The sequence below is a fragment of the Streptomyces sp. NPDC005811 genome, from assembly GCF_040630405.1.
Classification (GTDB): Bacteria; Actinomycetota; Actinomycetes; order Streptomycetales; family Streptomycetaceae; genus Streptomyces.
In genome coordinates, this window is record NZ_JBEXXK010000023.1 from 129,115 (window position 1) to 151,534 (window position 22,420).

Genomic DNA, 22,420 nt, shown 5'->3' on the forward strand with positions numbered 1-22,420 from the left:
TCAGCCCGCGTAGGGGTCGGCGACCTTGCCCGGGCGGGCCAGGAACGCGAAGTCGCAGCCGGTGTCCGCCTGGGTGATCTGTTCGTCGTAGAGCGCGCCGTAGCCGCGCTCGGAGCGGGTGGGCGGCGGGACCCACCGCGCCCTTCTGCGCTCCAGCTCCTCGTCGTCGACCTCGAGGCGCAGGGTGCGCGCGTGCACGTCCAGGGTGATCGGGTCACCGCTCTCGACCAGGGCGAGCGGTCCGCCGATGTGCGACTCCGGCGCCACGTGCAGCACACAGGCGCCGTAGCTCGTGCCGCTCATCCGGGCGTCGGAGATCCGGACCATGTCCCGCACGCCCTGCTTGAGCAGGTGGTCGGGGATGGGCAGCATGCCGTACTCCGGCATGCCCGGGCCGCCCCTCGGGCCGGAACCCCGCAGCACCAGCACGCTGTCCGCGGTGATGCCGAGCTCCGGGTCGTTGATGGTGCGCTGCATGGTCCGGTAGTCGTCGAAGACGACCGCGGGACCGGTGTGCTTGAGCAGGTGCGGCTCGGCGGCGATGTGCTTGATGACCGCGCCGTCCGGGCAGAGGTTGCCGCGCAGTACGGCGACCCCGCCCTCGCTCGCCACGGGGTTGTCGCGGGGCCGGATGACGTCGTCCTGGTGGACCTCCGCGCCGGCGAGCTGCTCGCGCAGGGTGTCGTGGGAGACGGTGGGCCGGTCCAGGTGGAGCAGGTCCGGGATCCGGGAGAGGAAGCCGGGCAGACCGCCGGCGAAGTGGAAGTCCTCCATGAGGTACGTCCGGCCGCCGGGGCGGACGTTGGCGAGGACGGGGACCGTGCGGGCGATGCGGTCGAAGTCGTCGAGGGTGAGGCGGACCCCGGCCCGGCCGGCCATGGCGATGAGGTGGATGACGGCGTTGGTGGAGCCGCCGAGGCCGAGGACGGTGGTGACGGCGTCCTCGAATGCCTCGGCGGTGAGGATCTCGGAGAGGAGGCGCCCCCGGTGGACCTGTTCGACGATCGTGAGGCCGGCCCGTGCGGCCATCCGGTCGTGTCCCGAGTCCACGGCCGGGATGCTCGACGCCCCCGGGACCGTGACGCCCAGCGCCTCCGCGGCGGCCGTCAGCGTGGACGCCGTGCCCATGGTCATGCAGTGGCCCGGCGAGCGCGCGAGGCCGTTCTCCAGCTCGGCCATCTCGCAGTCGCCGATGAGGCCGGCGCGCTTGTCGTCCCAGTACTTCCACATGTCGGTGCCGGAGCCGAGGACCTCGTTGCGCCAGTGCCCGGGCAGCATCGGCCCGGCGGGCACGAAGACCGTGGGCAGGTCGACGCTGGCCGCGCCCATGAGCAGCGCGGGGGTGGTCTTGTCGCAGCCGCCCATCAGGACGGCCCCGTCGACCGGGTAGGAACGGAGCAGTTCCTCGGTCTCCATCGCGAGCAGATTGCGGTAGAGCATCGGGGTCGGCTTCTGGAAGGTCTCGCTGAGCGTGGAGACCGGGAACTCCAGCGGGAAGCCGCCCGCCTGCCAGACGCCCCGCTTGACCGCCTGCGCGCGATCACGGAGGTGCACATGACAGGGATTGATGTCCGACCAGGTGTTGAGGATCGCGATGACCGGCTTGCCCAGGTGCTCCTCGGGGAGGTAGCCGAGCTGGCGGGTGCGGGCGCGATGGCTGAAGGAGCGCAGGCCGTCGGTGCCGTACCACTGGTGGCTCCGCAGCTCTTCGGGCCGCTTGCGGGGAAGATCGTCGAAGCGCTTCACAGGGACCACCCGGCGGCGATGGCGGCGACCTCGGCGCGCTCGCCCTCGGGCAGCCCGCGGCTCGGCGGGCGGACCTCGCTGCGGCACAGCCCCAGGGAGGCAAGGGCTTCCTTGACCACCGTGACATTGTTGGCGGAGCCGTTGGCGGCCCGCAGCTCCTCGAAGCGGCGGATCTGCTCCCAGACCTTCATGGCCGCCGGATAGTCCCCTGATCGAAGCGCTTCAATCATGTTCAGCGAAACGGCCGGGGCGACGTTCACCAGCCCCGAGGTGAAGCCGGTGGCGCCCGCCGAGAAGTAGGAGGGGGCATAGGGCTCGGCGAGCCCGGCCACCCAGACGAAGCGCTCCAGGCCCGCGTCCCGGGCGAAGGCGGCGAACCGGGCCGCGTCCGGGACGGCGTACTTCACCCCGATCACATTGGGGCAGGCGTCGGCGAGTTCCGCGAGGCGGTCGCCGTGCAGCTGCGCGTTGCGGATGTACGGGACGACGCCCAGCTCGGGCACGGCCTCGGCGATGGCCCGGTGGTAGTCGACCCAGCCGCGCTGGGAGACGTACGGGTGGACGGGCTGGTGGACCATCACCATCGCGGCGCCCAGCTCCCGGGCGTGCCGGGCGGAGGCGACGGCGGTGGGCACGTCGTGGCCGACCCCCACGAGGATGGTCGAGCGGTCCCCCGCCTCGTCGACGGTCAGTTCCGTGACCAGCCGCCGCTCCTCGGGCGTGAGGGTGTAGAACTCGCCGGTGTTGCCGTTCGGCGTGAGCGTGCCGATCCCGCCGTCGAGCAGCCGGCGCAGCAGGGCCCGGTGGGCGGCCCGGTCGACGGTGCCGTCCTCGGCGAACGGGGTCACCGGGATCGCCACCACGTCGGCCAGGGCCGCACGCTGGGTCTCGAACGCCACGCTGCTCATTCCTGGCCTTCCTGGTGCGCTACCTCGGGGAACGCCCGTTCGACGAACGAGGCGATGTGGGCGTGCAGGGCGCGGGCCGCGCCGTCGGCGTCACCGTCGAGGGCGAGCCGCAGGATCTCCCGGTGCTCGCCGGCCTCGCGCTCCCAGGAGGGGGAGGCGGCCCAGGCGACGGCGGAGACCAGGGCGGCCTGGTCGCGGACCTCGTCGAGCATCCGGCCGAGCAGCGGATTGCCGCAGGGCAGGTAGAGGGCGCGGTGGAACTCCCGGTTGGCCAGGGAGCGTTCGGCGGTGTCGGCCGCGTCGTCGGCGCGGGCGAGCGCGTCCCGGGCGGCGTCCAGCGACGCCCCGCGCCGGACGGCCCGCTTGAGCGCCTCGGGCTCCAGCAGCAGCCGTACGTCGTAGACCTCGCGCGCCATGTCCGCGTCCACCATGCGCACCGTGACGCCCTTGTACTGGCTCATGACGACCAGTCCGGTCCCGGCCAGGGTCTTGAGCGCCTCGCGCACCGGGGTCTTGGACACCCCGAACTGTGCGGCGAGCTCGGTCTCGACCAGGGCCTGACCCGGCGTCAGCTGCCCGGTGAGGATGCGGCGTTTGATCTCCTCCAGCACGTACTGCGTGCGGGAGGGGATCGGCGTGGGCACAGAGGTCATGCGCGCCTCTCTGATCTCACATATCGCGTCTCATATATGACGTACGAAGTACGACGCGTTGAAGGTAGGGAGGCGCTCCGTGTTTCGTCAATGCTTCCGACAAAAGTCAGAAGGGGATGGTCTCGCCCTCGCGTGCCGTGCGGGCGGGTCCGCCGAAGGCCGCCGCGGCCCGCGCGGTCGCCTCCTCACGGGTGAGCGTGGGCCCGACATGGGTGACGAACAGATCGCGCACACCCGCCTTGCGGGCCGTGTCACCGGCGTCCTCCGGGGTCAGATGCACCTGTTCGCTTTCGCCATGCCGGTCGAGGTCCGCCTCGCACAGGAACAGGTCGGCGCCGGAGGCGGTCTCGGTGAGCGCGTCGCACGGGCCGCTGTCCCCGGAGTACACGAAGACGCTTCCCTGGGACTCGGCGCGCAGGGCGTACGCCTCGGTGCCGTGGGCCACCGCGCGGGAGGTGAGGCGGACGTTCCAGTGCCGGACGGTGTGGCCGTCGTACAGGGGACGGAAGTCGAAGACCTGGCTCAGGAACCGGATGTCCGGCCGTCCGAAGAACCCCGCCAGGCGCCGGGCGCAGTCCATGGGGGCGTACACCAGGAGGGGCACCGGCGGGGTCAGGCCGCCGTAGGCGAACGCATAGGCGGCGGAGAGCAGATCGGCGCAGTGGTCGGCGTGGAGGTGGGAGATCCAGATCGCCGTGAGCCGTTCCGGATCCGTGTGCCGCTGCAACTCGGCGAAGGTTCCGGGGCCCGCGTCCACCCAGATCTCGGCGCTCCCGCCGCGCAGCAGATAGCCCGAGCACGGGCGCCCCGGACGGGGGTGCGGGGAGGCGGTACCGAGGATGGTGAGACTCAGGGGCATGGTGGGGAGCGTACGGTCCGCCCCTGCCGGGCGGGCCCCGATCGCGTAGGTCTACGGCATCCGTAGAGGGCCGTCTACGGACGGCTACGACCCGGCGGAACCCGGTACGGCGGTCACCGGGGCGTCCGGCCCGGGTCCCGTCCGCTCAGGCCGACCGCCCGGTCCAGCAGCGGGGCGTCCTCCGGTACGGGCACCACGGGGCCGAAGATCCCGCCGCCGCGGCTCGGATCCTCGGCGGCGGCGGCGCGCAGGAAGGCGTGTGCCGCCTCCAGCGCGGCCGGGTCGGGGGTGTACTCCTGGCCGGTGGCCCGGGCGAGGTCCCAGCCGTGGATCACCAGTTCGTCTGCGGCGACGGCTCCGGCGACCGCGCCGGGGAGGTCGACGCCGCCCGCGCGGGTCATGCCGGTCCAGGCGGCGGGGTCGCGCCAGGCCTCGGCCAGTTCGCCGAGGACCCGGGGCAGCTCGGTGCGCCAGCCGGGCGCGAGCCGGGGCTCGGAGTCGGTCGGCGGGGTGTCGGTGGTGGCCCCCAGGTCCTTGCGCGCGGCGTCCCTGAAGGCGGCGGCGAGGCCGGTCAGATGGCCGAGCAGGGTGCCCACGGGGTAGGCCGGGCAGGGCGTGCCGTCCGTGAGCTGCTCGTCCCGGACGGCCGCCGCGAGACGGGCCACGATCCGGGTCTGGGGTCCGAGGTCGAGGAGGTGGGCCGTCGTATCGGTACCAGTCGTCGTGTCGGTCATGCAGGGTGGACCGACCGGGGCGCGGAAACTCATCGCTCCCGGACGGACCGGTGCCCCGGGGCCCCTGTTCAGCGTGCCGCCAGCGCCTCCCGTACGGCCGTCAGGTCCGCGTCCGACGCCAGGCCCGCGTGGTACAGCCGGATCTCGGTGGCCCCGAGGTCACGCGCGCGTGCCGTGTCGGCCGTGAGGGTGCCGGGGCTGCCGCCCATGCCGGAGACGACGCCGAGGTTGGCGGCGATCACCGCGTCCGCGCGGCCCTGCTCGGCGAAGGGTGTCAGCAGGCCCGGCCCGCCGGCGCACGGCACCACGACACCGTCCGCGACGGACAGGACGTGCCCGGGGTCGACGCCCGGGTTGGCGCCCACGTGGTGGGTCACGGGGTCGGCGTGCAGCAGCACCTGGAAGCCCTCGGGGGCGGCCGCGCGGACGGCGGCGACCGCGCTCTCCTGGAGCGTGCGGGCGGTGTCGTCGCGCCACGCGCGCGTGGCCGCCGCCGTCTCCTCCCCCAGCAGCTTCTCCACGCCCGCCCAGTCCCCGTCGTCCGGCGCCCCCCGCCACAGCGGCTCCAGCGCCTCGCGCACGGCGGCGGCGAGCGCGTCGGCGTCCAGGCCCTGTGCGCCGTAGCCGGCCCGGCAGTCGGGGCAGAAGCAGAGCGCCATCAGGTACTGGCCGGCGTCGCCGAGACCGACCCCGCCGGTCTTGTCGTGGGCGTGCAGATGCTGGAGGCCGTACCAGCCGAGGGACTCCAGTTCGGTGCCGCGCGCGCCGGGGCGTACGGCGGCCTCGGCGGCGAGGTCGACGAGGTACGCGCGCGTGGCGGGCTGGGCGATGCACGGCGCCCAGGGGTAGCGGTCGCCGTAGGCGTTGACGACGGAGGTGTCCGGGCGGTCGGCGCCCAGCCGGGAGTTGTGGGCGAGCACCACCCAGCTGTGCACCTCCAGACCGGCGTCCGCGAGGGCCTCGGCGGCCTCCCCGTAGGCGTCGCCGGGGGCCCAGTCGCCGGCCGGGTAGGGGCGCGGCTCCCGGCCCTCCCAGCGGGCGTCCGGCGGGTACAGGACGGCCGCGTGCTCGGCCGTGACGATGCGGTGGCGCGGGTGGCGGGGGGTGAGGGCGCGGGTGGAGTGGTAGGCGGCGGCCAGGGTCACCTGCTCCACGCCGAGGGAGGCGATCCGGGCGGGGGCCGCGGGATCGCCGTTGACGTCCCAGGGGTAGACGAACGTAGACGCCTTCACTTGGCGTGGTCCTCCTCCAGGAGCGCGTGGGCGCGCTCGATCAGCTGCGCGAGCTGCTTGACATGATCATCGCCCGGTTCGCGCAGCGGCGGGCGGACTTCGCCGACCTCGAGGCCGCGCAGCCGGACGCCCGCCTTGACGAGGGAGACGGCGTAGCCGCGGCCCCGTGCGCGCAGTTCGACGAACGGGCGGTAGAAGCCGTCGAGGAGGCGGTGGACGGTGGCGTCGTCGCCGGTGGTCAGCGCGCGGTGGAAGGCGAGGGCGATCTCGGGGGCGAAGCAGAACACCGCGGAGGAGTAGAGGGTGACGCCGAGGGCGCGGTAGGCGAGCTGGGTCTGCTCGGCGGTCGGCAGGCCGTTGAAGTAGAGGAAGTCGCCGGGGACCTCGGTGCGGACGGCGCTGACGATCCGCTGCATGAGGTCGAGGTCGCCGAGGCCGTCCTTGAGACCGACGATCCCCTCGGTGCGGGCGAGTCCGACGACCGTCTCCGGGGTGAAGACCGCGTTGTCGCGCTGGTAGACGATCACGGGGAGCGCGGTGGCCGCCGCCAGCTCCCGGTAGTGCCGCAGCAGGCCCTCCTGGGGGGCGTGGACGAGGTAGGGCGGCAGGGCGAGCAGCCCGTCGGCGCCGGCCTCCTCGGCGAGCCGCGCGTACCGCACGGCGAGCGCGGTCCCGTACCCGGCGCCCGCGACGACCGGGACCCGTCCCCCGGTCTCCTCGACGGCCGCCCGGACGCAGGTCTGGAACTCCTCCGGGGTGAGCGCGTGGAACTCCCCCGTGCCGCAGCAGGCGAAGACGGCCGCGGCGCCGTCCTCGACGCCCCGGCGGACATGCGCCCGGTAGACGGCGGGATCGACGGCGCCGTCCGGGCCGTAGGCCGTGACGGGGAAGAACAGCGGGCCGCTGGGGATGCCGAGTCGAGTGACCAGGTCGGCAGGCGTCACGGGCTCTCCCTGGAGTAGGACCGAGGTGCGCATGCTTCACAATCGTGCATGCTTCTGATTGGAGTTTATATTTATGAACATCGGTCGCGCCACCCTTGACCGGGCAGGGTGGTGATCCTTAACTTGTCCATGAATGTGAATACCGTGCATTCATGCAGCCTGTGACTCAAGGAGAACCGAGGATGCCTGCGCCCCGCACCGTCCTGCTCACCGGGGCCGCCGGCGGCCTCGGCACCCTGATGCGGGACCTGCTCCCCGCCCACGGCTACACGCTGCGCCTGCTGGACCTGCGCCCGATCGACGGCGAACCGGACGCGATCGTCGCCGACCTCGCCGACCGGGAGGCCCTGCGGGAGGCCGTCCGGGGCGTCGACGCGATCATCCACCTCGCGGGCATCTCGCTGGAAGCCCCCTTCGAGAAGATCCTGAAGGCCAACATCGAGGGGACGTACAACCTCTACGAGGCCGCCCGCGAGGAGGGCGTCGGCCGGATCGTCTTCGCCTCCTCCAACCACGCGGTCGGCTTCACCCCGCGCCCCCAGGGGGACGACCCCCTGATCCCGGTCGACACCCCGCGCCGCCCGGACACCTTCTACGGTCTGTCCAAGTCCTTCGGCGAGGACCTCGCCCAGCTCTACTGGGACAGGCACGGCCTGGAGACGGTGTCGGTGCGCATCGGCTCCTGCTTCGGCGAGCCCACCAGCGTGCGCATGCTGTCGGTCTGGATGAGCCCGGCCGACTGCGCGCGCCTCCTGGACGCGGCCCTGACCGCCGAGGACGTCGGCCACACCGTCGTCTACGGCTCCTCCGCCAACACCCGCCTGTGGTGGGACCTCGGCTCCGCGCGGGCGCTCGGCTACGAGCCGCAGGACGACTCCGAGCCGTACGCCGAGAAGCTGATCGCCGAACAGGGCGAGCTGGACCCGGAGAACATCGCGCACGCCCATCTGGGCGGCCACTTCGTGAGCGACCCGCCGATCTGGCCGTACTGACGGACCTCGACGGACCTCACACGACGCGGGCGGGCACCGAACGGGCCCGCCCGCAGCCGTGTTCGGGCAGGACCTCAACGACCCCGGCGGGGCGCGCCGGCGACCCCCGGGGGCGCGGGGAACGGCGCGACCAGCCACGAACGGCCCGCACCCGCCCGACGACCCCACCCGACTCCCCCGTGGGCGCACCCGGCCCGAACGGGCCCGCACGGTCACTATCACCCCCGCAACAGACCTGGTCACCACCACCCACCACCGGTACAACTTCCTCCACAGGGCCCGAACGGGCAGCCCGACGCAGGAAAGCGGGTGACGCACTTGACCGGCACCGCAGAAGAGCGCCAACGGCACATCGTCCGCGCCGCCCGCGCGACCGGCTCCGTCGACGTCAACACCCTCGCCACCCAGCTCGGCGTGGCCAGGGAGACGGTACGGCGGGACCTCCGCGCCCTGGAGGACCACGGACTGGTACGCCGTACGCACGGCGGCGCCTACCCCGTGGAGAGCGCCGGCTTCGAGACGACGCTCGCCTTCCGCGCCACCAGCCATGTCCCCGAGAAGCGCCGGATCGCCGCCGCGGCGGCCGCGCTGCTCGGGGACGCCGAGACGGTCTTCGTCGACGAGGGCTTCACCCCGCAGCTCATCGCCGAGGCCCTGCCCGCCGAGCGGCCGCTGACGGTGGTCACCGCGTCCCTGCCGGTCGCGGGCGCCCTCGCCGGGAACGGCAACGTGTCCGTGCTGCTGCTCGGCGGCCGGGTCCGGGCCGGCACGCTGGCGACCGTCGACCACTGGACGACGAAGATGCTGGCCGGTTTCGTCGTCGACCTCGCCTACATCGGGGCCAACGGCATCTCCCGCGAGCACGGGCTCACCACCCCGGACCCGGCGGTCGGCGAGGTCAAGGCGCAGGCCGTGCGGGCGGCCCGGCGGGTGGTCTTCACGGGCGTGCACACCAAGTTCGGGGCGGCGGGCTTCTGCCGGTTCGCCGAGGTCGGCGCCCTGGAGACGATCGTGACGAGCACCCTGCTGCCGGCCGCCGAGGCCCACCGCTACTCCCTGCTGGGCCCGCAGATCATCAGGGTCTGACCCTCGCCCACCCTCCGACGGCCCCACCCACCCGGGCATCCCTGTGCCCACGAATGCCCCTTATGTAACTGAACATCCCTTGCATCCCTTACATGCATTGAATCCAGGAGCGATCCATGCGCACCCAGAGCCGACGGAGGCCGCGAGCCGTACTCGCCGCGGTCGCCGCAGGGACGCTGCTCGCCCCACTGCTGACCGGCTGCTGGGCCGGCGCGGGCGGGGCCGGTTCCGGCGGTGACTCCCTGAACGTCCTGATGGTCAACAACCCGCAGATGGTCCAGTTGCAGAAGCTCACCGCCGCGCACTTCACCAAGGAGACCGGCATCCACGTCAGCTTCACCGTGCTGCCGGAGAACGACGTCCGCGACAAGATCAGCCAGGACTTCGCCAACCAGGCCGGCCAGTACGACGTGGCGACCCTGTCCAACTACGAGATCCCCATCTACGCCCGCAACGGCTGGCTGCGCGCGATGGACTCCTCCGTCGCGAAGGACCCGGCGTACGACGAACAGGACGTCCTGAAGCCGATGCGGGAGTCCCTCACGGCGGCCGACGGCAAGCTCTACGGCCAGCCCTTCTACGGCGAGTCGTCCTTCCTGATGTACCGCAAGGACGTGTTCGAGGAGAAGGGGCTGACCATGCCCGCCCACCCCACCTGGCGGCAGGTCGCCGACCTCGCGGCACGGGCGGACGGCGCAGAGCCCGGCATGAAGGGCATCTGCCTGCGCGGACTGCCCGGCTGGGGCGAGGTGATGGCCCCTCTGACGACCGTGGTGAACACCTTCGGCGGCACCTGGTTCGACCGGGACTGGAAGGCCCGCCTCGACGCACCGGAGTTCGAGCGGGCCACCAGGTTCTACGTCGACCTGGTGCGGGCCCACGGCGAGTCCGGCGCCGCCCAGTCCGGCTTCGCCGAGTGCCTCAACAACATGACCCAGGGCAAGGTCGCCATGTGGTACGACGCCACCTCCGCGGCCGGCTCCCTGGAGGCCGCGAAGTCCCCGGTCAAGGGCAGGATCGGCTACGCCCCCGCGCCCGTCGAGCGCACCGCCTCCTCCGGCTGGCTCTACACCTGGGCCTGGGGCATCCAGAAGGCCTCCCGCAACCCCGACAAGGCCTGGAAGTTCATCTCCTGGGCGTCGAGCAGCCGGTACGAGCGGCTCGTCGGCGAGCAGGTCGGCTGGGCCGACGTCCCGGCGGGCAAGCGCGCCTCGACGTACACGAACGCCTCCTACGTGCGGGAGGCCGCCGCCTTCCAGGAGATGACCAAGGAGGCCATCGAGGGGGCGCGGCCCGGCGACCCCGGGGTGCAGCCGCGGCCCGCCCCCGGCATCCAGTTCGTCGGCATCCCCGAGTTCACCGACCTCGGCACCAAGGTCTCGCAGGAGATCAGCGCGGCCATCGCGGGGCGCCAGTCCGTCGGGGCGGCCCTGAGAAAGGCGCAAGCACTCGCCGAACGGATCTCCGAGGAGTACGAGGGACGATGACCGCGACCACGACAACTCCCCTGGCCACAGCGCCCGTACGGATCGTGCGGCAGCCCTCGGACCGGCTGCGCGCCTGGGCCACCCGGGCCCCGCTGCTGCCCGCCCTCGTCTTCATGATCGCCGTGACCCAGCTGCCGTTCGTGGCCACACTGGTGATCTCCTTCTTCGACTGGAACGCCCTCTACCCGAAGGCCCGCCGCTTCACCGGCCTCGACAACTACCACCAGGTCCTCACCGACGCGGACCTGCGCCACTCGGTCTGGACGACCGTCCTGCTCACCGTGTCGGTGGTCCTGGTCAGTCTGCTCCTCGGACTGGGCCTGGCCCTGCTCCTGGACCGCCCCTTCCGGGGCCGGGGCGTGGTCCGCACCCTGCTGATCGCCCCCTTCCTGGTGGTCCCGGTGGCGGCGGCCCTGCTGTGGAAGCACGTCCTGTACAACCCCGAGTACGGCCTGCTCAACGGGCTGTTGCACGCCGTGGGCGGCCCCCAGCCCGACTGGATCTCCCGCACTCCGCTGCTCGCCGTCGAGGCCTCCCTCGTCTGGCAGTGGACGCCGTTCATGATGCTGATCCTGCTCGCCGGGCTCCAGAGCCGGGACCAGCAGCAGATCGAGGCGGCCCGGGTGGACGGCGCGAGCGACTGGCAGGTCTTCCGCCATCTGACGCTCCCGCATCTGCGCCGCTATCTCGAACTGGGCGCCCTGCTCGGCTCGATCCACATCGTGCAGAACTTCGACGCGGTCTTCACGCTCACCTCCGGCGGGCTGGGCACCGCGAACCTCCCGTACACCGTCTACCAGAGCTTCTACCAGGCCCATGAGAACGGCCTCGCCTCGGCCGCGGGCGTCCTCGTGGTCCTCGGCTCGATCGTCGTCGCGACCTTCGCCCTGCGCGTGGTGTCGTCACTGTTCCGCGAGGAGGCGGTGCGCTCATGAAGGCCGTACGGCACCACGGACCCGGTCTGCTGGCCTGGCTGGCCGGGGTGGTCTTCTTCCTCCCCCTCGCCTGGATGGCGCTGACGTCCTTCCACTCGGAGGCCGACGCGGCGACCAACCCGCCCTCGTTCACCGCCGCGCTCACCCTCGACGGGTACCGGGAGTTCTTCGGGACCGACGGCGGGGCCAGCCCCTGGCCCGCGCTGATCAACTCCACCGTGGCGTCGGTGGTCTCCACGCTGCTGGTCCTGCTGCTGGCGCTGCCGGCGGCGTACGCGCTGTCCCTGCGCCGGGTGCGGAAATGGACCGACGTGCTGTTCTTCTTCCTGTCCACGAAGATGCTGCCGGTGGTGGCGGGCCTGCTGCCGATCTATCTGTTCGCCAGGAACGCGGGCCTGCTCGACAACATCTGGCTGCTCGTCGTCCTCTACACCGCCATGAACCTGCCGATCGCGGTCTGGATGATGCAGTCCTTCCTGGCCGAGGTCCCGGTGGCGGTGATCGAGGCCGCGCGGGTCGACGGGGCGCGGCTGCCGACCGTCCTCGCGCGCGTGGTGGCGCCGATCGCCCTGCCCGGCATCGCCGCCACCGCCCTGATCTGCTTCATCTTCAGCTGGAACGAGCTGCTGTTCGCCCGGGTCCTCACCGGGGTCGTCGCCGAGACCGCCCCCGTCTTCCTGACCGGCTTCATCACCAGCCAGGGCCTGTTCCTGGCGAAGGTGTGCGCCGCGTCGCTCGTGATCTCCCTGCCGGTGCTCGCCGCGGGGTTCGCCGCCCAGGACAAGCTGGTCCAGGGTCTGTCGTTGGGAGCCGTGAAATGAAGGCCGCCGTCATCGAGTCCGTGGGCCGTGCCGTCGTCACCGAGGTCCCGGACCCGACGCCCGGTCCGCGCGAGGTCGTCGTGGAGGTCGCGGCCTGCGGCCTGTGCGGCACCGATCTGCACATCCTCCAGGGCGAGTTCGCCCCCCAGCTGCCGATCGTGCCGGGGCACGAGTTCGCCGGCGAGGTGGTCGGCCTCGGCACCCTGGTCACCGAGCTGGCGCTGGGCGACCGGGTCGCGGTCGACCCCTCCCTGTACTGCCACGAGTGCCGCCACTGCCGTACGGGCCACAACAACCTCTGTGAACGCTGGGCCGCGATCGGTGTGACGACGGCCGGCGGCGCGGCCCGGTTCGCGGTGGCGCCGGTCGCCAACTGCGTACGGCTGCCCGAGCACGTCCGCACCGAGGACGCGGCACTGATCGAACCCCTCTCCTGCGCCGTACGGGGCTACGACGTGCTGCGCTCCCGCCTCGGGGCGCACGTCCTGGTCTACGGCTCCGGGACGATGGGCCTGATGATGCTGGAACTGGCCAAGCGCACGGGCGCGGCGAGCGTCGACGTGGTGGACGTGAACCCGTCCCGGCTGGAGACGGCCCGCCGCCTGGGCGTGTCGGGTTCGGCGACCGCGGCGGACGAACTGGACCGCCCGCAGGGCTGGGACCTGGTCGTCGACGCGACGGGCAACGCGGCGGCCATCCAGGACGGGCTCGGCCGGGTGGCGAAGGCGGGCACGTTCCTGCAGTTCGGGGTGGCGGACTACGCGGCCCGGGTGACGATCGACCCGTACCGGATCTACAACCAGGAGATCACCATCACCGGCTCGATGGCCGTCCTGCACAGTTTCGAACGCGCGGCCGAACTGTTCGCGAACGGGGTGCTGGACCCGGAGGTCCTGATCAGCGACCGGGTCCCGCTCGACCGGTATCCGCAGGCGCTGGAGCAGTTCGCGGCGGGGGTGGGGCGCAAGATCGTGGTGGTGCCGTGACCGAACGACCCTGGGTAAGGGAACGGTAAAGCGGTTTCGTTCGTTCTACCCGGCATGACAGCTATGACCCCTGGCTCGAACATCCCTCTCACCGCCCCCCGCGTGGCGGTGGACGTCGCCGCCCCGGTGCGGCTCGACGTGTCGGGCCTGCTGCTCACCGGCGACGGCAAGGTGCGCTCCGACGACGACTTCATCTTCTACAACCAGCCCTCCGGCCCCGGCGTGACGTACCGCTCCGGCGGCGGTACGTCACCGGACGCGATCACGGTCGACACGGCCGCCGTCCCGCCGGGCATCGAGAAGATCGTCGTCACGGCGAGCCCGGACGCCGCGGGTCAGACCTTCCAGGGCATCGAACCGACGGCCACCCTCCGCAACGCGGACGACAACAGCGTCCTCGCCACCTTCACCCCGCCGCAGCTCGGCGCCGAGACGGCGCTGGTGGTCGTGGAGATCTATCTGCGCAACGGCGCCTGGAAGGCCCGGGCGGTGGGGCAGGGGTACGCCAACGGGCTGGCGGGTATCGCCACCGACTTCGGTGTGACGGTGGAGGAGCCGGCCGCGCCGGCCGCCGCGGCGCCTGCCGCTCCGGCGCCTGCCGCTCCGGCCCCGGTCGCCCCGGCTCCGGTCGCTCCGGCTCCGGTGGCGCCCGCCGCCCCGCCCATGCCGCAGACCCCGCCGCCGCCCGCCCCGCCCGCGCCCGGCGCCGGGAAGATCAATCTGGACAAGGGCCGGGTCAGCCTCCAGAAGAACCAGACCGTGTCCCTGGTCAAGGGCGGCCGGCCGCTGCTCTCGCAGATCAAGATGGGTCTCGGCTGGGAGCCCGCCTTCCGGGGCGCGGACATCGACCTCGACGCGTCCGTGATCGCCTTCGGCCCGCAGCGCAACCACATCGACAGCTGCTACTTCGGCAAGCTGTCCATCGTGAACGGCGCGATCAAGCACTCCGGTGACAACCTCACCGGTGAGGGCGGGGGCGACGACGAGGTGATCGCCGTCGACCTCGGCCGGCTTCCGCAGGAGGTCACCGGCCTGGTCTTCACCGTCAACTCGTTCTCCGGCCAGAAGTTCACCGAGGTCGCCAAGGCCTACTGCCGGCTCCTCGACGCCGTCACCGGCGAGGAACTCGTCCGCTTCGACCTCACCAGCGCCGAGCCCCAGACCGGTGTGCTGATGGCCAAGCTGATCCGCCAGTTCTCCGGCGAGTGGGACATGACGGCGATGGGCGACTTCGTCAAGGCCAGGACCGTACGCAACATGGTCAAGCCGGCGGCCCAGGCACTGTAGCGGTCCGCCGCCCGGATGCAGGTGGCGGGGGGCTGATCGCGCGGCTCCGCGCCCGCGGGGGCTACGCCCTCAGCCCCTCCACCAGCAGCCCCACGTACCGGCGGATCACCGTCCGCTCGCCCTTCGCCAGTTCCGACGCCGTGGCCACGCCGTGGGCCAGCCGCAGGACGTCGATCGGTTCGAGGTCGCCCCGTAGCACCCCGGCCGCCTGCGCGGCCGACACCAGGCGGGTCGCCGCGCCCTTCATGCTCGTCCCGCAGGCCGTCACCGCGGCCACGCTCCCGTCCGTGACGGCGGAGCCCAGCAGCGCCTTCATACCGCGCACCTCGAGCGTCCCCACGCACAGCTCGTTGAGCCACTCCACCAGGGCCTCCCCCGGCGGCAGCGTCCCGCCCAGCTCGTCGGCCCGCGCCGCGAGCGCCTCGATCCGGTCGACGTACGCCGCCTCCAACAGCGCCTGACGCGTGGGGAAATGCCGGTACAGCGTGCCGGAGCCGACCCCGGCCCGCTTGGCGATGTCGTCCAGGGACGCCCCCTCCCCATGCTCGGCGAAGGCCTCGGCCGCCGCCTTCAGCAACCGATCGTAGTTGCGGCGAGCGTCCGCGCGCATGGGTCTGACCTGCGTCATCCAGTTACTCCTTGCGAACCGGGGACTCTCTCCGTATTTTATCGAGCACTAAACGGAGACTGTCCCCGCTTACTGCGCTTGTCTCTGCGGGCTGGGTCGTGCTGCCCGCATGCTCCACCACTTCCCGCGGGGACACCAGACGGCGACACCAGACAGGGAGCACCCCATGTCCACCACCGGCGCACCCCCGCACCCGGCGGCCGAGTCCGCGACCCGCCTGCGGGCGGTCCTCCTCGTCGTCGTGACGGCGTATCTGATGGTCGGCGTCGACTCCACCGTCGTGAACGTCGCCCTCCCCGACATCCAGCACGACCTGGGCTTCTCCCCCACGGGGCTGTCCTGGGTGCTCAACGCCTACACCCTCGCCTTCGGCGGCTCACTGCTGCTCGGCGGCCGCACCGGCGACCTCCTGGGCCGCCGCCGCACCCTCACCGTCGGCGTCCTGCTGTTCGCCGGCTCCTCCCTGCTGGGCGGACTGGCCACGGGTGACGGCGGGCTGCTCGCCGCCCGCGCGCTCCAGGGCGTCGGCGCCGCCCTCACCGCGCCCAGCACCCTCGCCCTGATCACCACCCACTTCCCCGAGGGCCCCCGCCGCCACCACGCCCTCGGCGTCTACTCCTCCACGGCCGGCATCGGCGCCTCCGTGGGACTGGTCCTCGGCGGCATGCTCACCGCCTGGGCGTCCTGGCGCTGGGCCCTGCTGATCAACGTCCCCATCGGCCTCGCGGTCGCCCTCGCCCTGCCCCGCGTGGTCACCGAGACCCCACGCCACGCGGGCCGCTTCGACGCGGCGGGCGCACTGACCGGCACCGCCGGGACGACGTCCCTGGTGTACGCGTTCATCCGGGTGTCGGAGGAGGGCTGGAGCGACGGCCGGGCGTCGGCCGGCTTCGGTCTCGCGGTCGTGCTGCTGACGGGCTTCGCCCTGGTGGAGGCCCGCGCACCGCAGCCGATCATGCCGCTGCGGCTCTTCACCGACCGCGACCGCGCGGGCGCCTACGCCGGGGTCCTGCTCCTGCCGGCCGGTATGTTCGGCGCCTTCTACTTCCTCACCCTGCTCTGCCAGCAGGCCCTGGGCTACAGCCCGTTGCGCACCGGGTTCGCGTTCCTGCCGATGACCGTGGTGATGTTCACGACCGTACGGTGCGTCCCCCGGCTGCTGGCCCGGTACGGCGCCCGGCCCCTCGTACTGACCGGCATGGCGCTGCTCGCCGGGGCGGGCGCCTGGCTCTGGCGGCTGCGGCCCGGCGACGGTTACGCGACGGCCCTGCTGGGCCCGCTCGTCCTGCTCGGGCTGGGCATCGGCCTGGCCCTGATGCCGCTGAACGCCACGATCCTCGCGAAGATCCGCCCGCAGGAGGCCGGCGCGGCCTCCGGTCTGCTCCAGACCCTCCAGTGGATCGGCGGCACCGTCGGTCTGTCCGCGCTGGTCACGGTGTACGGCACGGCCACCCGGGAGGCCACCGGCACCCCGGCGGAGATCCTCGCCCACGGCGCCTCCCGTGCGTTCGGCGCGGCCGCCCTGATCGCCCTGGCCGCGCTCCTCACGGCGGCCGTCGCGATCAGGGCGCGCCGGGACGCCCCGACCGCCGGTCAGAACAGCGCGCTGTAGGCGTTCAGCGCCGGCTGGCCGCCCAGGTGCGCGTACAGCACGGTGGAGTCGGCGCCGATCTCGCCCCGGGCGACCAGGTCGATCAGACCGGCCATCGACTTGCCCTCGTAGACGGGGTCGGTGACCATGCCCTCGGTGCGGGCGGCGAGGCGCATCGCCTCCAGGGTGGTGTCGTCGGGGACGCCGTAGATGCCCGCGTGGTACCGCTCGTCGAGCTCGATGTCGTCGACCGTCAGCTCGCTCCGGACGCCGATGAGCTGTCCGGTGCGCTGGGCGATACGGGCGATCTGCTCGCGGGTCTCGGCGGGCTTGGCCGAGGCGTCGATCCCGATCACCCGGCGGGGGCGCCCGCCGGCCTCCTCCAGGGCGGCGAACCCGGCGACCATGCCGGCCTGGGTGGATCCGGTCACCGAACACACGATCACGGTGTCGAAGAAGACGCCCGACTCCCGCTCCTGCTCGGCCACTTCATAGGCCCAGCCGGCGAAGCCCAGTCCGCCGAGCGGATGGTCGGAGGCGCCGGCCGGGATGGCGTACGGCTTGCCGCCCGACTCCTCGACCTCGCGCAGCGCCAGTTCCCAGCTCTCCTTGAAACCGATCCCGAACCCGGCCCGCACCAGCCGTACGTCGGCCCCGGCCAGCCGGCTGATCAGGATGTTGCCGACCTTGTCGTACACGGCGTCGGGCCACTCCACCCAGCTCTCCTGCACCAGCACGCACTTCAGCCCGGCACGGGCGGCGACGGCGGCGACCTGGCGGGTGTGGTTGGACTGCACCCCGCCGATCGAGACGAGGGTGTCGCAGCCCTGCGCGAGGGCGTCGGCGACCAGGTACTCCAGCTTGCGGGTCTTGTTGCCGCCGTACGCGATACCGGAGTTGCAGTCCTCGCGCTTGGCCCACAGGGCGGCGCCGCCGAGGTGGGCGGTGAGCCGCTCCAGCGGGTGGACGGGCGAGGGGCCGAAGAGGAGGGGGTAACGCGCGTACGAGGAGAGGGACTTCGCGGACATGGAGCCTCCTTGGCTCATTCGGTGTCGGCCACATCGGCCAGGTCGGCGAGGGTGCGCCAGATCTCCGCCGTGATCCGGACCGCCTCGTCCGCGTCACCGTCGGCGCAGGCCCCGATCAGCCGTCCGTGCAGCCCGGCCGAGCGGCAGGTGCCGCCCTCGCCGAAGCGCCGTCGCTCCAGCCGCCGGATCAGGGGGGTGTAGCGGGCGACGGTCGCGGCGGCCGCGCGGTTGCCGGCGGCCCGGACCAGGACGTCGTGCAGTTCGTCGTCGGCGCGCAGGGCCGCGTCCACGTCACCGTCCCGTACGGCGGCCGTGAACCGCTCGTTGGCCGCGCGCATCGCCTCGACGTCCGCGGCGAACAGCCGCGGCACCGCGATCCTCGTCACCAGCTCGTGCATGGCGCCGACCACCGCCGCCGCGTCCCGCACGTCGGCCGCGACCACCGGCGTCACCCGGGTGTAGCTCTGCGGCTTGCTCTCCAGCAGCCCCTCGTCCACCAGCCGGGCGAACGCCTCCCGCACGGGCCCCCGGGACAGCCCGAGCCGCTCCGCGAGATCGCCGTCCCGCACCACGGACCCGGGCTCGATGGCCCCGGTCACGATGGCGTCCCGGATCGCGGCATAGGCGCGGTCCCTGAGCAGGGTGCGGGGTACGGCCTCCATGAACTGAAATGTTAGATGTCAGTCCGGGTCATGGACAAGGGGTGGAGCAACGGGACACGGCCCGCACCCCGGGTGGGGGTGCGGGCCGTGGGCCGGTCGGGGGTGCGGGTCGCTCAGCCGCGCTTCTGGCGCTTCCACGGGCCCGTGATCGCGAGCATGATGCCCGGGTCCTGGATGTTGGCGAAGAGGGTCCTGCCGTCCGGGGAGAAGGTGACGCCGGTGAACTCGCTGTACTCCGGGTCCTCCGCGGTGCCGATGTTGAGTTCGTTGCGGGCGATCGGGTAGGTGCGGCCGCTGTCGGTGGCGCCGAAGAGGTGCTGGACGCCCTCGCCGTCCTCGGCGATGACCAGTCCGCCGTACGGGGAGACCGTGATGTTGTCCGGGCCGTCGAAGTTGCCGTCCACGTCCGGGTCCGGGTTGACGCCGAGCAGCACCTTCAGGGTGAGGGTGCGGCGCTTGGGGTCGTAGAACCAGACGGCGCCGTCGTGCTGGACGGGGCTCTCGCTGCGGGCGTACGAGGACACGATGTACGTGCCGCCGTCGCCCCACCACATGCCCTCCAGCTTGCGGGCGCGGGTGACCTGGCCGTCGGCGAACTGCTTGCGGACGGCCGTCGTCCTGGCGTCGCGGTCCGGGACGGTGACCCAGTCGACGCCGTACACCGTGCCGATCTTCGTGGCGCGGGACAGGTCGTCGACGAACTGGCCGCCGGAGTCGAAGCACTTGAAGGCCTCGAGGACACCGGCGTCGTCGGCGAGGGTGCGCAGCTTGCCGCGCCCGTGGCAGAAGTGCTCCGGCGGGGTCCAGCGGTACAGGAGGCCGTTGGGGCCGGCCGCGTCCTCGGTGAGGTACAGGTGGCCGCGCTTGGGGTCGACGACGACGGCCTCGTGGGCGTAGCGGCCCAGCGCCTTGATCGGCTTGGGGCTCAGGTTCGCGCGGCGGTCCTCGGGGTCGACCTCGAACACATAGCCGTGGTCCTTGGTCATGCCGTTCTGGCCGGCCTTGTCCTCGGTCTCCTCGCAGGTCAGCCAGGTGCCCCAGGGGGTGTTGCCGCCCGCGCAGTTGGTGGAGGTGCCGGCGATGCCGACCCACTCGGCGACCTTGCCGCCGGGGCGGACCTCGACGACCGTGCAGCCACCGGAGGCGGCGGGGTCGTAGACCAGGCCCTCGGTGAGCGGGACGGGGTACTTCCAGTTGGCGCGCGGACCCTTGAGCTCGTGGTTGTTGACCAGCAGGGTCGCGCCGCGCGGGCCGTCGAAGGTGGAGGTGCCGTCGTGGTTGGAGGGGGTGAACTCGCCGGACTCCAGCTTGGTCCTGCCGCTGTACGTGATGATCCGGTACTTGAACCCGGCGGGCAGCGCGAGGATGCCGTCGGGGTCGGGGACGAGCTCCCCGTAGCCGACACCGCCGTGTGCGGCCGCGGACTCCTCCGTCGCGCTCTCGGTCTCGGTGGAGGCGAGGGCGTTCGGCGCGGTGGCGAGGGCGCCGACGGTGCCCGCCAGTGCCACCCCGGCACCGGTGAGCGCGGAGTTTCTGGCGAAGTCCCTGCGGGTGAGCGACATGAAGTCTCCTGTGACGGTGGACGTGCCGTGGAGGGTGGCGGACCTCGTTCGGGCGACACCGTCCCGCCCATGCGTGAACGGGAGTTGAACGGTGTACGGCGGACGGGGACCCGGTTCCATGAATCCGTACGGTTCCGGCCATGGAAGCCAAAAGAGACCCCCTGCGGGGGAGGAGGACGGCCGGGGCGGCCCGCGACCCGAGGGGTACCGAAGCGGGCACGGGACACGGCACTCCTCATCGGCCACCGAAGAACACCTGCCCATTCTCGCCCGCACCCCACCCCCGACCCCCGAAAGACACGACGAACCAACGGGCCGACGGGCCGACGGGCCTCGGGGCCAACGGGCCGACGGACCGAGGGGCCGAGGGGCCGAGGGGCCGAGGGGCCGACAGGCCAACGTGCCGAGGGGCCGACAGGCCGACGTGCCGAGGGGCCGACAGGTCGACGGAAGCAGTGTCCAACCGGCGGCCGCACCCGCGGCCGCCGCGGCCCCCGCCGCCGGACACGCGCCGCCGCGCCCCCGCCATGGCAGGCCCCCGCTCCCGCCGCGACAGACCCCCGCGCACGACTCACCGCGGCTGTGCCGCGTCACCCCCACACACGTCACCCCCACTCGTCGGCCCCACGCGCCGCCCCCCACACGTCACCCAACATGTCGCGCCACGCGTCGGCCCCGGCCCGGTCCCGGCCGGCGAAGAGGCCGGGGGACGCAGGGTCGGGGCAGTCAGCCGTTCTGCTGGGACCTCGCCTTGAAGGCCGCCTTGCGGGCCTCCTTCGCGATGCGCTTGTCCGGGTGGAGGCGGCCCATCGCCTCCAGGACGTCGGGGGTCGCCGGGTGGTCGACGCGCCAGGCCGCCGCGAAGAAGCCGCTGTGCTGGGCGGCGAGGCCCTCGACGAGGGCCTGGAGCTCCTCGGAGTTGCCCTCGGCGGCGAGCTGCGCGGCGACGGTGTCGATGGTGAGCCAGAAGACGAGGTCCTCGGAGGGCGCGGGGACGTCGCTCGCGCCCAGCTCGCTCAGCCACACCCGGGCGAGTCCGCCCAGCTCGGGGTCGTCGAGGACCTCGCGCACGGCCGGTTCGGCCGGGGCGCCGACGAGGGAGAGCGCCTCCTGGCAGCGGAGCCGGCGCAGCGGGGCGCCGGGGTCGGTACCCCGGGCGGCGGCGAGCAACTCCCGCGCGGCGTCGAGGGGTTCGCGCCGCTCCAGCCACTGTTCGGTCTCGGCGCGGGCGGCCCGTGGACCGTACCCGGCGCTGCCGTCGAGGAGGACGTCGGCGCCCTTGTCGGAGAGGTCGCCGACGGACGGCGCCTCGAAGCCGGCCTCGAGCAGTCGCGCGCGCAGCCCGTACTGGCCGAGCGGGGTAAGGCGGACCATGCCGTAGCGGGAGACGTCCGTCTCGTCGACGGGCGTCCCGGTGCCGTCCTCGTCCGTCTCGTCCATGAGCGCCTCGTCCACCGGCCGGTAGGTGACGAGACCGATCGGTTCCAGGAGCCGGAACTGGTCGTCGAGGCGCATCATCGCGTCGGAGACCTGCTCCAGGACGTCGTTGGTGGGCTCGCCCATGTCACCGGGGACGATCATGGAGGCGGCGAGCGCGGGCAGCGGGACGGGTCCGTCGCCGGGGCCGTCCTCGCTGGCGGTGAGCAGATAGAGGTTGCCGAGCACGCCGTCGAGGAAGGCGGCCTCGCCCTCGGGGTCCCAGTCCAGCTTGGAGAAGTCGACGGCACCGCCCTCGTCCATGGCGTCGATCAGACCGTCGAGGTCGGGCACGGCGGCGTCGGCGATCACCGACTCCAGCGCGCCGAGCCAGACGCCGAGCACGTCGTGCGGGGAGCCGCCGGTCAGCAGGGCGAGGTCCTCGCCGGGCGTGACGGTGTCGGCCTGCTCGTCGACGACCTCCAGCAGACCGATGTCCAGGGCGACCCGCCAGGCGTCCGCCACGTCGGCGGCCGCGTCGTCGCCGGTCAGCCCGAGTTCCCCGGCGGCGGCCGACAGCAGGTCCTCGGCCAGTCGGCCCCCGGCGTCGACGCGGGTGCCGGGGCCGGCCCAGCGGGCGAGCCGGGCGGCCCGGGAGAGCAACGGCGTGGACAGCGCGTCGCGCGCCAGCTCCGCTTCGGGGTGCAGCCGTACGGGCGGCAAGGGGGAGCTGTCTGACATCGGCTGGGTCTCCTAGGGCGTCGTACCACTCAGGCGTTCAGCCTAGAGGGATTTCCACCCATCCCGTCCGGTTCATCTCCCCGCCGGTGGTCATACATGGCTCAATCCTTGACAACTGGCCT

At 72.7% G+C, this 22,420-nt stretch carries 20 protein-coding genes; 8 read left to right on the plus strand and 12 right to left on the minus strand.

Features of this window, described 5'->3' with window-relative positions:
- From araD to ABZ490_RS25035, 7 genes are all read right to left on the minus strand, one after another.
- Entirely contained in the window at positions 1-1,746 is a 1,746-nt protein-coding gene (gene araD, locus ABZ490_RS25005; RefSeq protein WP_358993822.1) for an L-arabinonate dehydratase, read from the minus strand.
- Positions 1,743-2,654, minus strand: a complete 912-nt coding sequence (locus tag ABZ490_RS25010; RefSeq protein ID WP_358993825.1) for a dihydrodipicolinate synthase family protein — start codon at positions 2,652-2,654, stop codon at positions 1,743-1,745. Before ABZ490_RS25010 ends, araD begins: the two co-directional genes overlap by 4 nt.
- Entirely contained in the window at positions 2,651-3,307 is a 657-nt protein-coding gene (locus tag ABZ490_RS25015) for a GntR family transcriptional regulator (RefSeq protein ID WP_358993828.1), read from the minus strand. The genes ABZ490_RS25010 and ABZ490_RS25015 overlap by 4 nt, the downstream gene beginning before the upstream one ends.
- Before the next feature lie 106 nt (positions 3,308-3,413).
- Positions 3,414-4,166: an MBL fold metallo-hydrolase gene (locus tag ABZ490_RS25020; protein ID WP_358993831.1), complete on the minus strand. Its 753-nt coding sequence runs from the start codon at positions 4,164-4,166 to the stop codon at positions 3,414-3,416.
- Positions 4,167-4,279: 113 nt separating this feature from the next.
- A complete protein-coding gene (locus ABZ490_RS25025; RefSeq protein WP_358993835.1) occupies positions 4,280-4,900 on the minus strand; it encodes a TIGR03086 family metal-binding protein in 621 nt (206 codons plus the stop codon).
- A 68-nt stretch (positions 4,901-4,968) separates the two neighbouring features.
- Entirely contained in the window at positions 4,969-6,132 is a 1,164-nt protein-coding gene (locus tag ABZ490_RS25030) for a hypothetical protein (protein ID WP_358993838.1), read from the minus strand.
- The gene (locus tag ABZ490_RS25035; RefSeq protein ID WP_358993841.1) at positions 6,129-7,076 is read right to left on the minus strand and encodes a 5-dehydro-4-deoxyglucarate dehydratase; all 948 of its coding nucleotides are present in this window, start codon (positions 7,074-7,076) and stop codon (positions 6,129-6,131) included. The genes ABZ490_RS25030 and ABZ490_RS25035 overlap by 4 nt, the downstream gene beginning before the upstream one ends.
- Positions 7,077-7,258: 182 nt before the next feature.
- Between ABZ490_RS25035 and ABZ490_RS25040 the strand changes: the two genes are divergently transcribed.
- From ABZ490_RS25040 to ABZ490_RS25070, 7 genes are all read left to right on the plus strand, one after another.
- Positions 7,259-8,068 (plus strand): NAD(P)-dependent oxidoreductase, encoded by an 810-nt coding sequence (locus ABZ490_RS25040; RefSeq protein WP_358993844.1) that lies wholly within the window; start codon positions 7,259-7,261, stop codon positions 8,066-8,068.
- 318 nt (positions 8,069-8,386) lie between these two features.
- On the plus strand, positions 8,387-9,154 hold the full coding sequence (locus tag ABZ490_RS25045) for a DeoR/GlpR family DNA-binding transcription regulator (protein ID WP_358993944.1): 768 nt from the start codon (positions 8,387-8,389) through the stop codon (positions 9,152-9,154).
- Between the two features lie 116 nt (positions 9,155-9,270).
- Positions 9,271-10,641: a sugar ABC transporter substrate-binding protein gene (locus tag ABZ490_RS25050; RefSeq protein ID WP_358993847.1), complete on the plus strand. Its 1,371-nt coding sequence runs from the start codon at positions 9,271-9,273 to the stop codon at positions 10,639-10,641.
- Positions 10,638-11,576 (plus strand): sugar ABC transporter permease, encoded by a 939-nt coding sequence (locus ABZ490_RS25055; RefSeq protein ID WP_358993850.1) that lies wholly within the window; start codon positions 10,638-10,640, stop codon positions 11,574-11,576. The genes ABZ490_RS25050 and ABZ490_RS25055 overlap by 4 nt, the downstream gene beginning before the upstream one ends.
- A complete protein-coding gene (locus tag ABZ490_RS25060; RefSeq protein WP_358993853.1) occupies positions 11,573-12,397 on the plus strand; it encodes a carbohydrate ABC transporter permease in 825 nt (274 codons plus the stop codon). The genes ABZ490_RS25055 and ABZ490_RS25060 overlap by 4 nt, the downstream gene beginning before the upstream one ends.
- Positions 12,394-13,383 carry a zinc-dependent alcohol dehydrogenase family protein gene (locus tag ABZ490_RS25065; RefSeq protein ID WP_358993856.1) on the plus strand — a complete coding sequence of 330 codons (990 nt, stop codon included), beginning with the start codon at positions 12,394-12,396 and terminating at the stop codon, positions 13,381-13,383. The genes ABZ490_RS25060 and ABZ490_RS25065 overlap by 4 nt, the downstream gene beginning before the upstream one ends.
- Before the next feature lie 63 nt (positions 13,384-13,446).
- On the plus strand, positions 13,447-14,670 hold the full coding sequence (locus ABZ490_RS25070; protein WP_358993859.1) for a TerD family protein: 1,224 nt from the start codon (positions 13,447-13,449) through the stop codon (positions 14,668-14,670).
- A gap of 61 nt (positions 14,671-14,731) precedes the next feature.
- On the opposite strand, the gene ABZ490_RS25075 is transcribed toward ABZ490_RS25070, so the two are convergent.
- Positions 14,732-15,298 (minus strand): helix-turn-helix domain-containing protein, encoded by a 567-nt coding sequence (locus tag ABZ490_RS25075; RefSeq protein ID WP_358993862.1) that lies wholly within the window; start codon positions 15,296-15,298, stop codon positions 14,732-14,734.
- 166 nt (positions 15,299-15,464) lie between these two features.
- On the opposite strand from ABZ490_RS25075, the gene ABZ490_RS25080 reads away from it, so the two are divergent.
- On the plus strand, positions 15,465-16,910 hold the full coding sequence (locus ABZ490_RS25080; protein ID WP_358993865.1) for an MFS transporter: 1,446 nt from the start codon (positions 15,465-15,467) through the stop codon (positions 16,908-16,910).
- On the opposite strand, the gene ABZ490_RS25085 is transcribed toward ABZ490_RS25080, so the two are convergent.
- The 4 genes from ABZ490_RS25085 to ABZ490_RS25100 form a co-directional block, all read right to left on the minus strand.
- Positions 16,892-17,917 carry a 1-aminocyclopropane-1-carboxylate deaminase gene (locus ABZ490_RS25085; protein WP_358993868.1) on the minus strand — a complete coding sequence of 342 codons (1,026 nt, stop codon included), beginning with the start codon at positions 17,915-17,917 and terminating at the stop codon, positions 16,892-16,894. The two genes, ABZ490_RS25080 and ABZ490_RS25085, sit on opposite strands and share 19 nt — an antisense overlap.
- Before the next feature lie 14 nt (positions 17,918-17,931).
- Positions 17,932-18,579: a GntR family transcriptional regulator gene (locus ABZ490_RS25090; protein WP_358993871.1), complete on the minus strand. Its 648-nt coding sequence runs from the start codon at positions 18,577-18,579 to the stop codon at positions 17,932-17,934.
- Between the two features lie 113 nt (positions 18,580-18,692).
- Positions 18,693-20,141: an alkaline phosphatase PhoX gene (locus ABZ490_RS25095; RefSeq protein WP_358993874.1), complete on the minus strand. Its 1,449-nt coding sequence runs from the start codon at positions 20,139-20,141 to the stop codon at positions 18,693-18,695.
- 726 nt (positions 20,142-20,867) lie between these two features.
- Entirely contained in the window at positions 20,868-22,298 is a 1,431-nt protein-coding gene (locus ABZ490_RS25100) for a hypothetical protein (protein WP_358993877.1), read from the minus strand.
- Between the last annotated feature and the right edge of the window lie 122 nt (positions 22,299-22,420).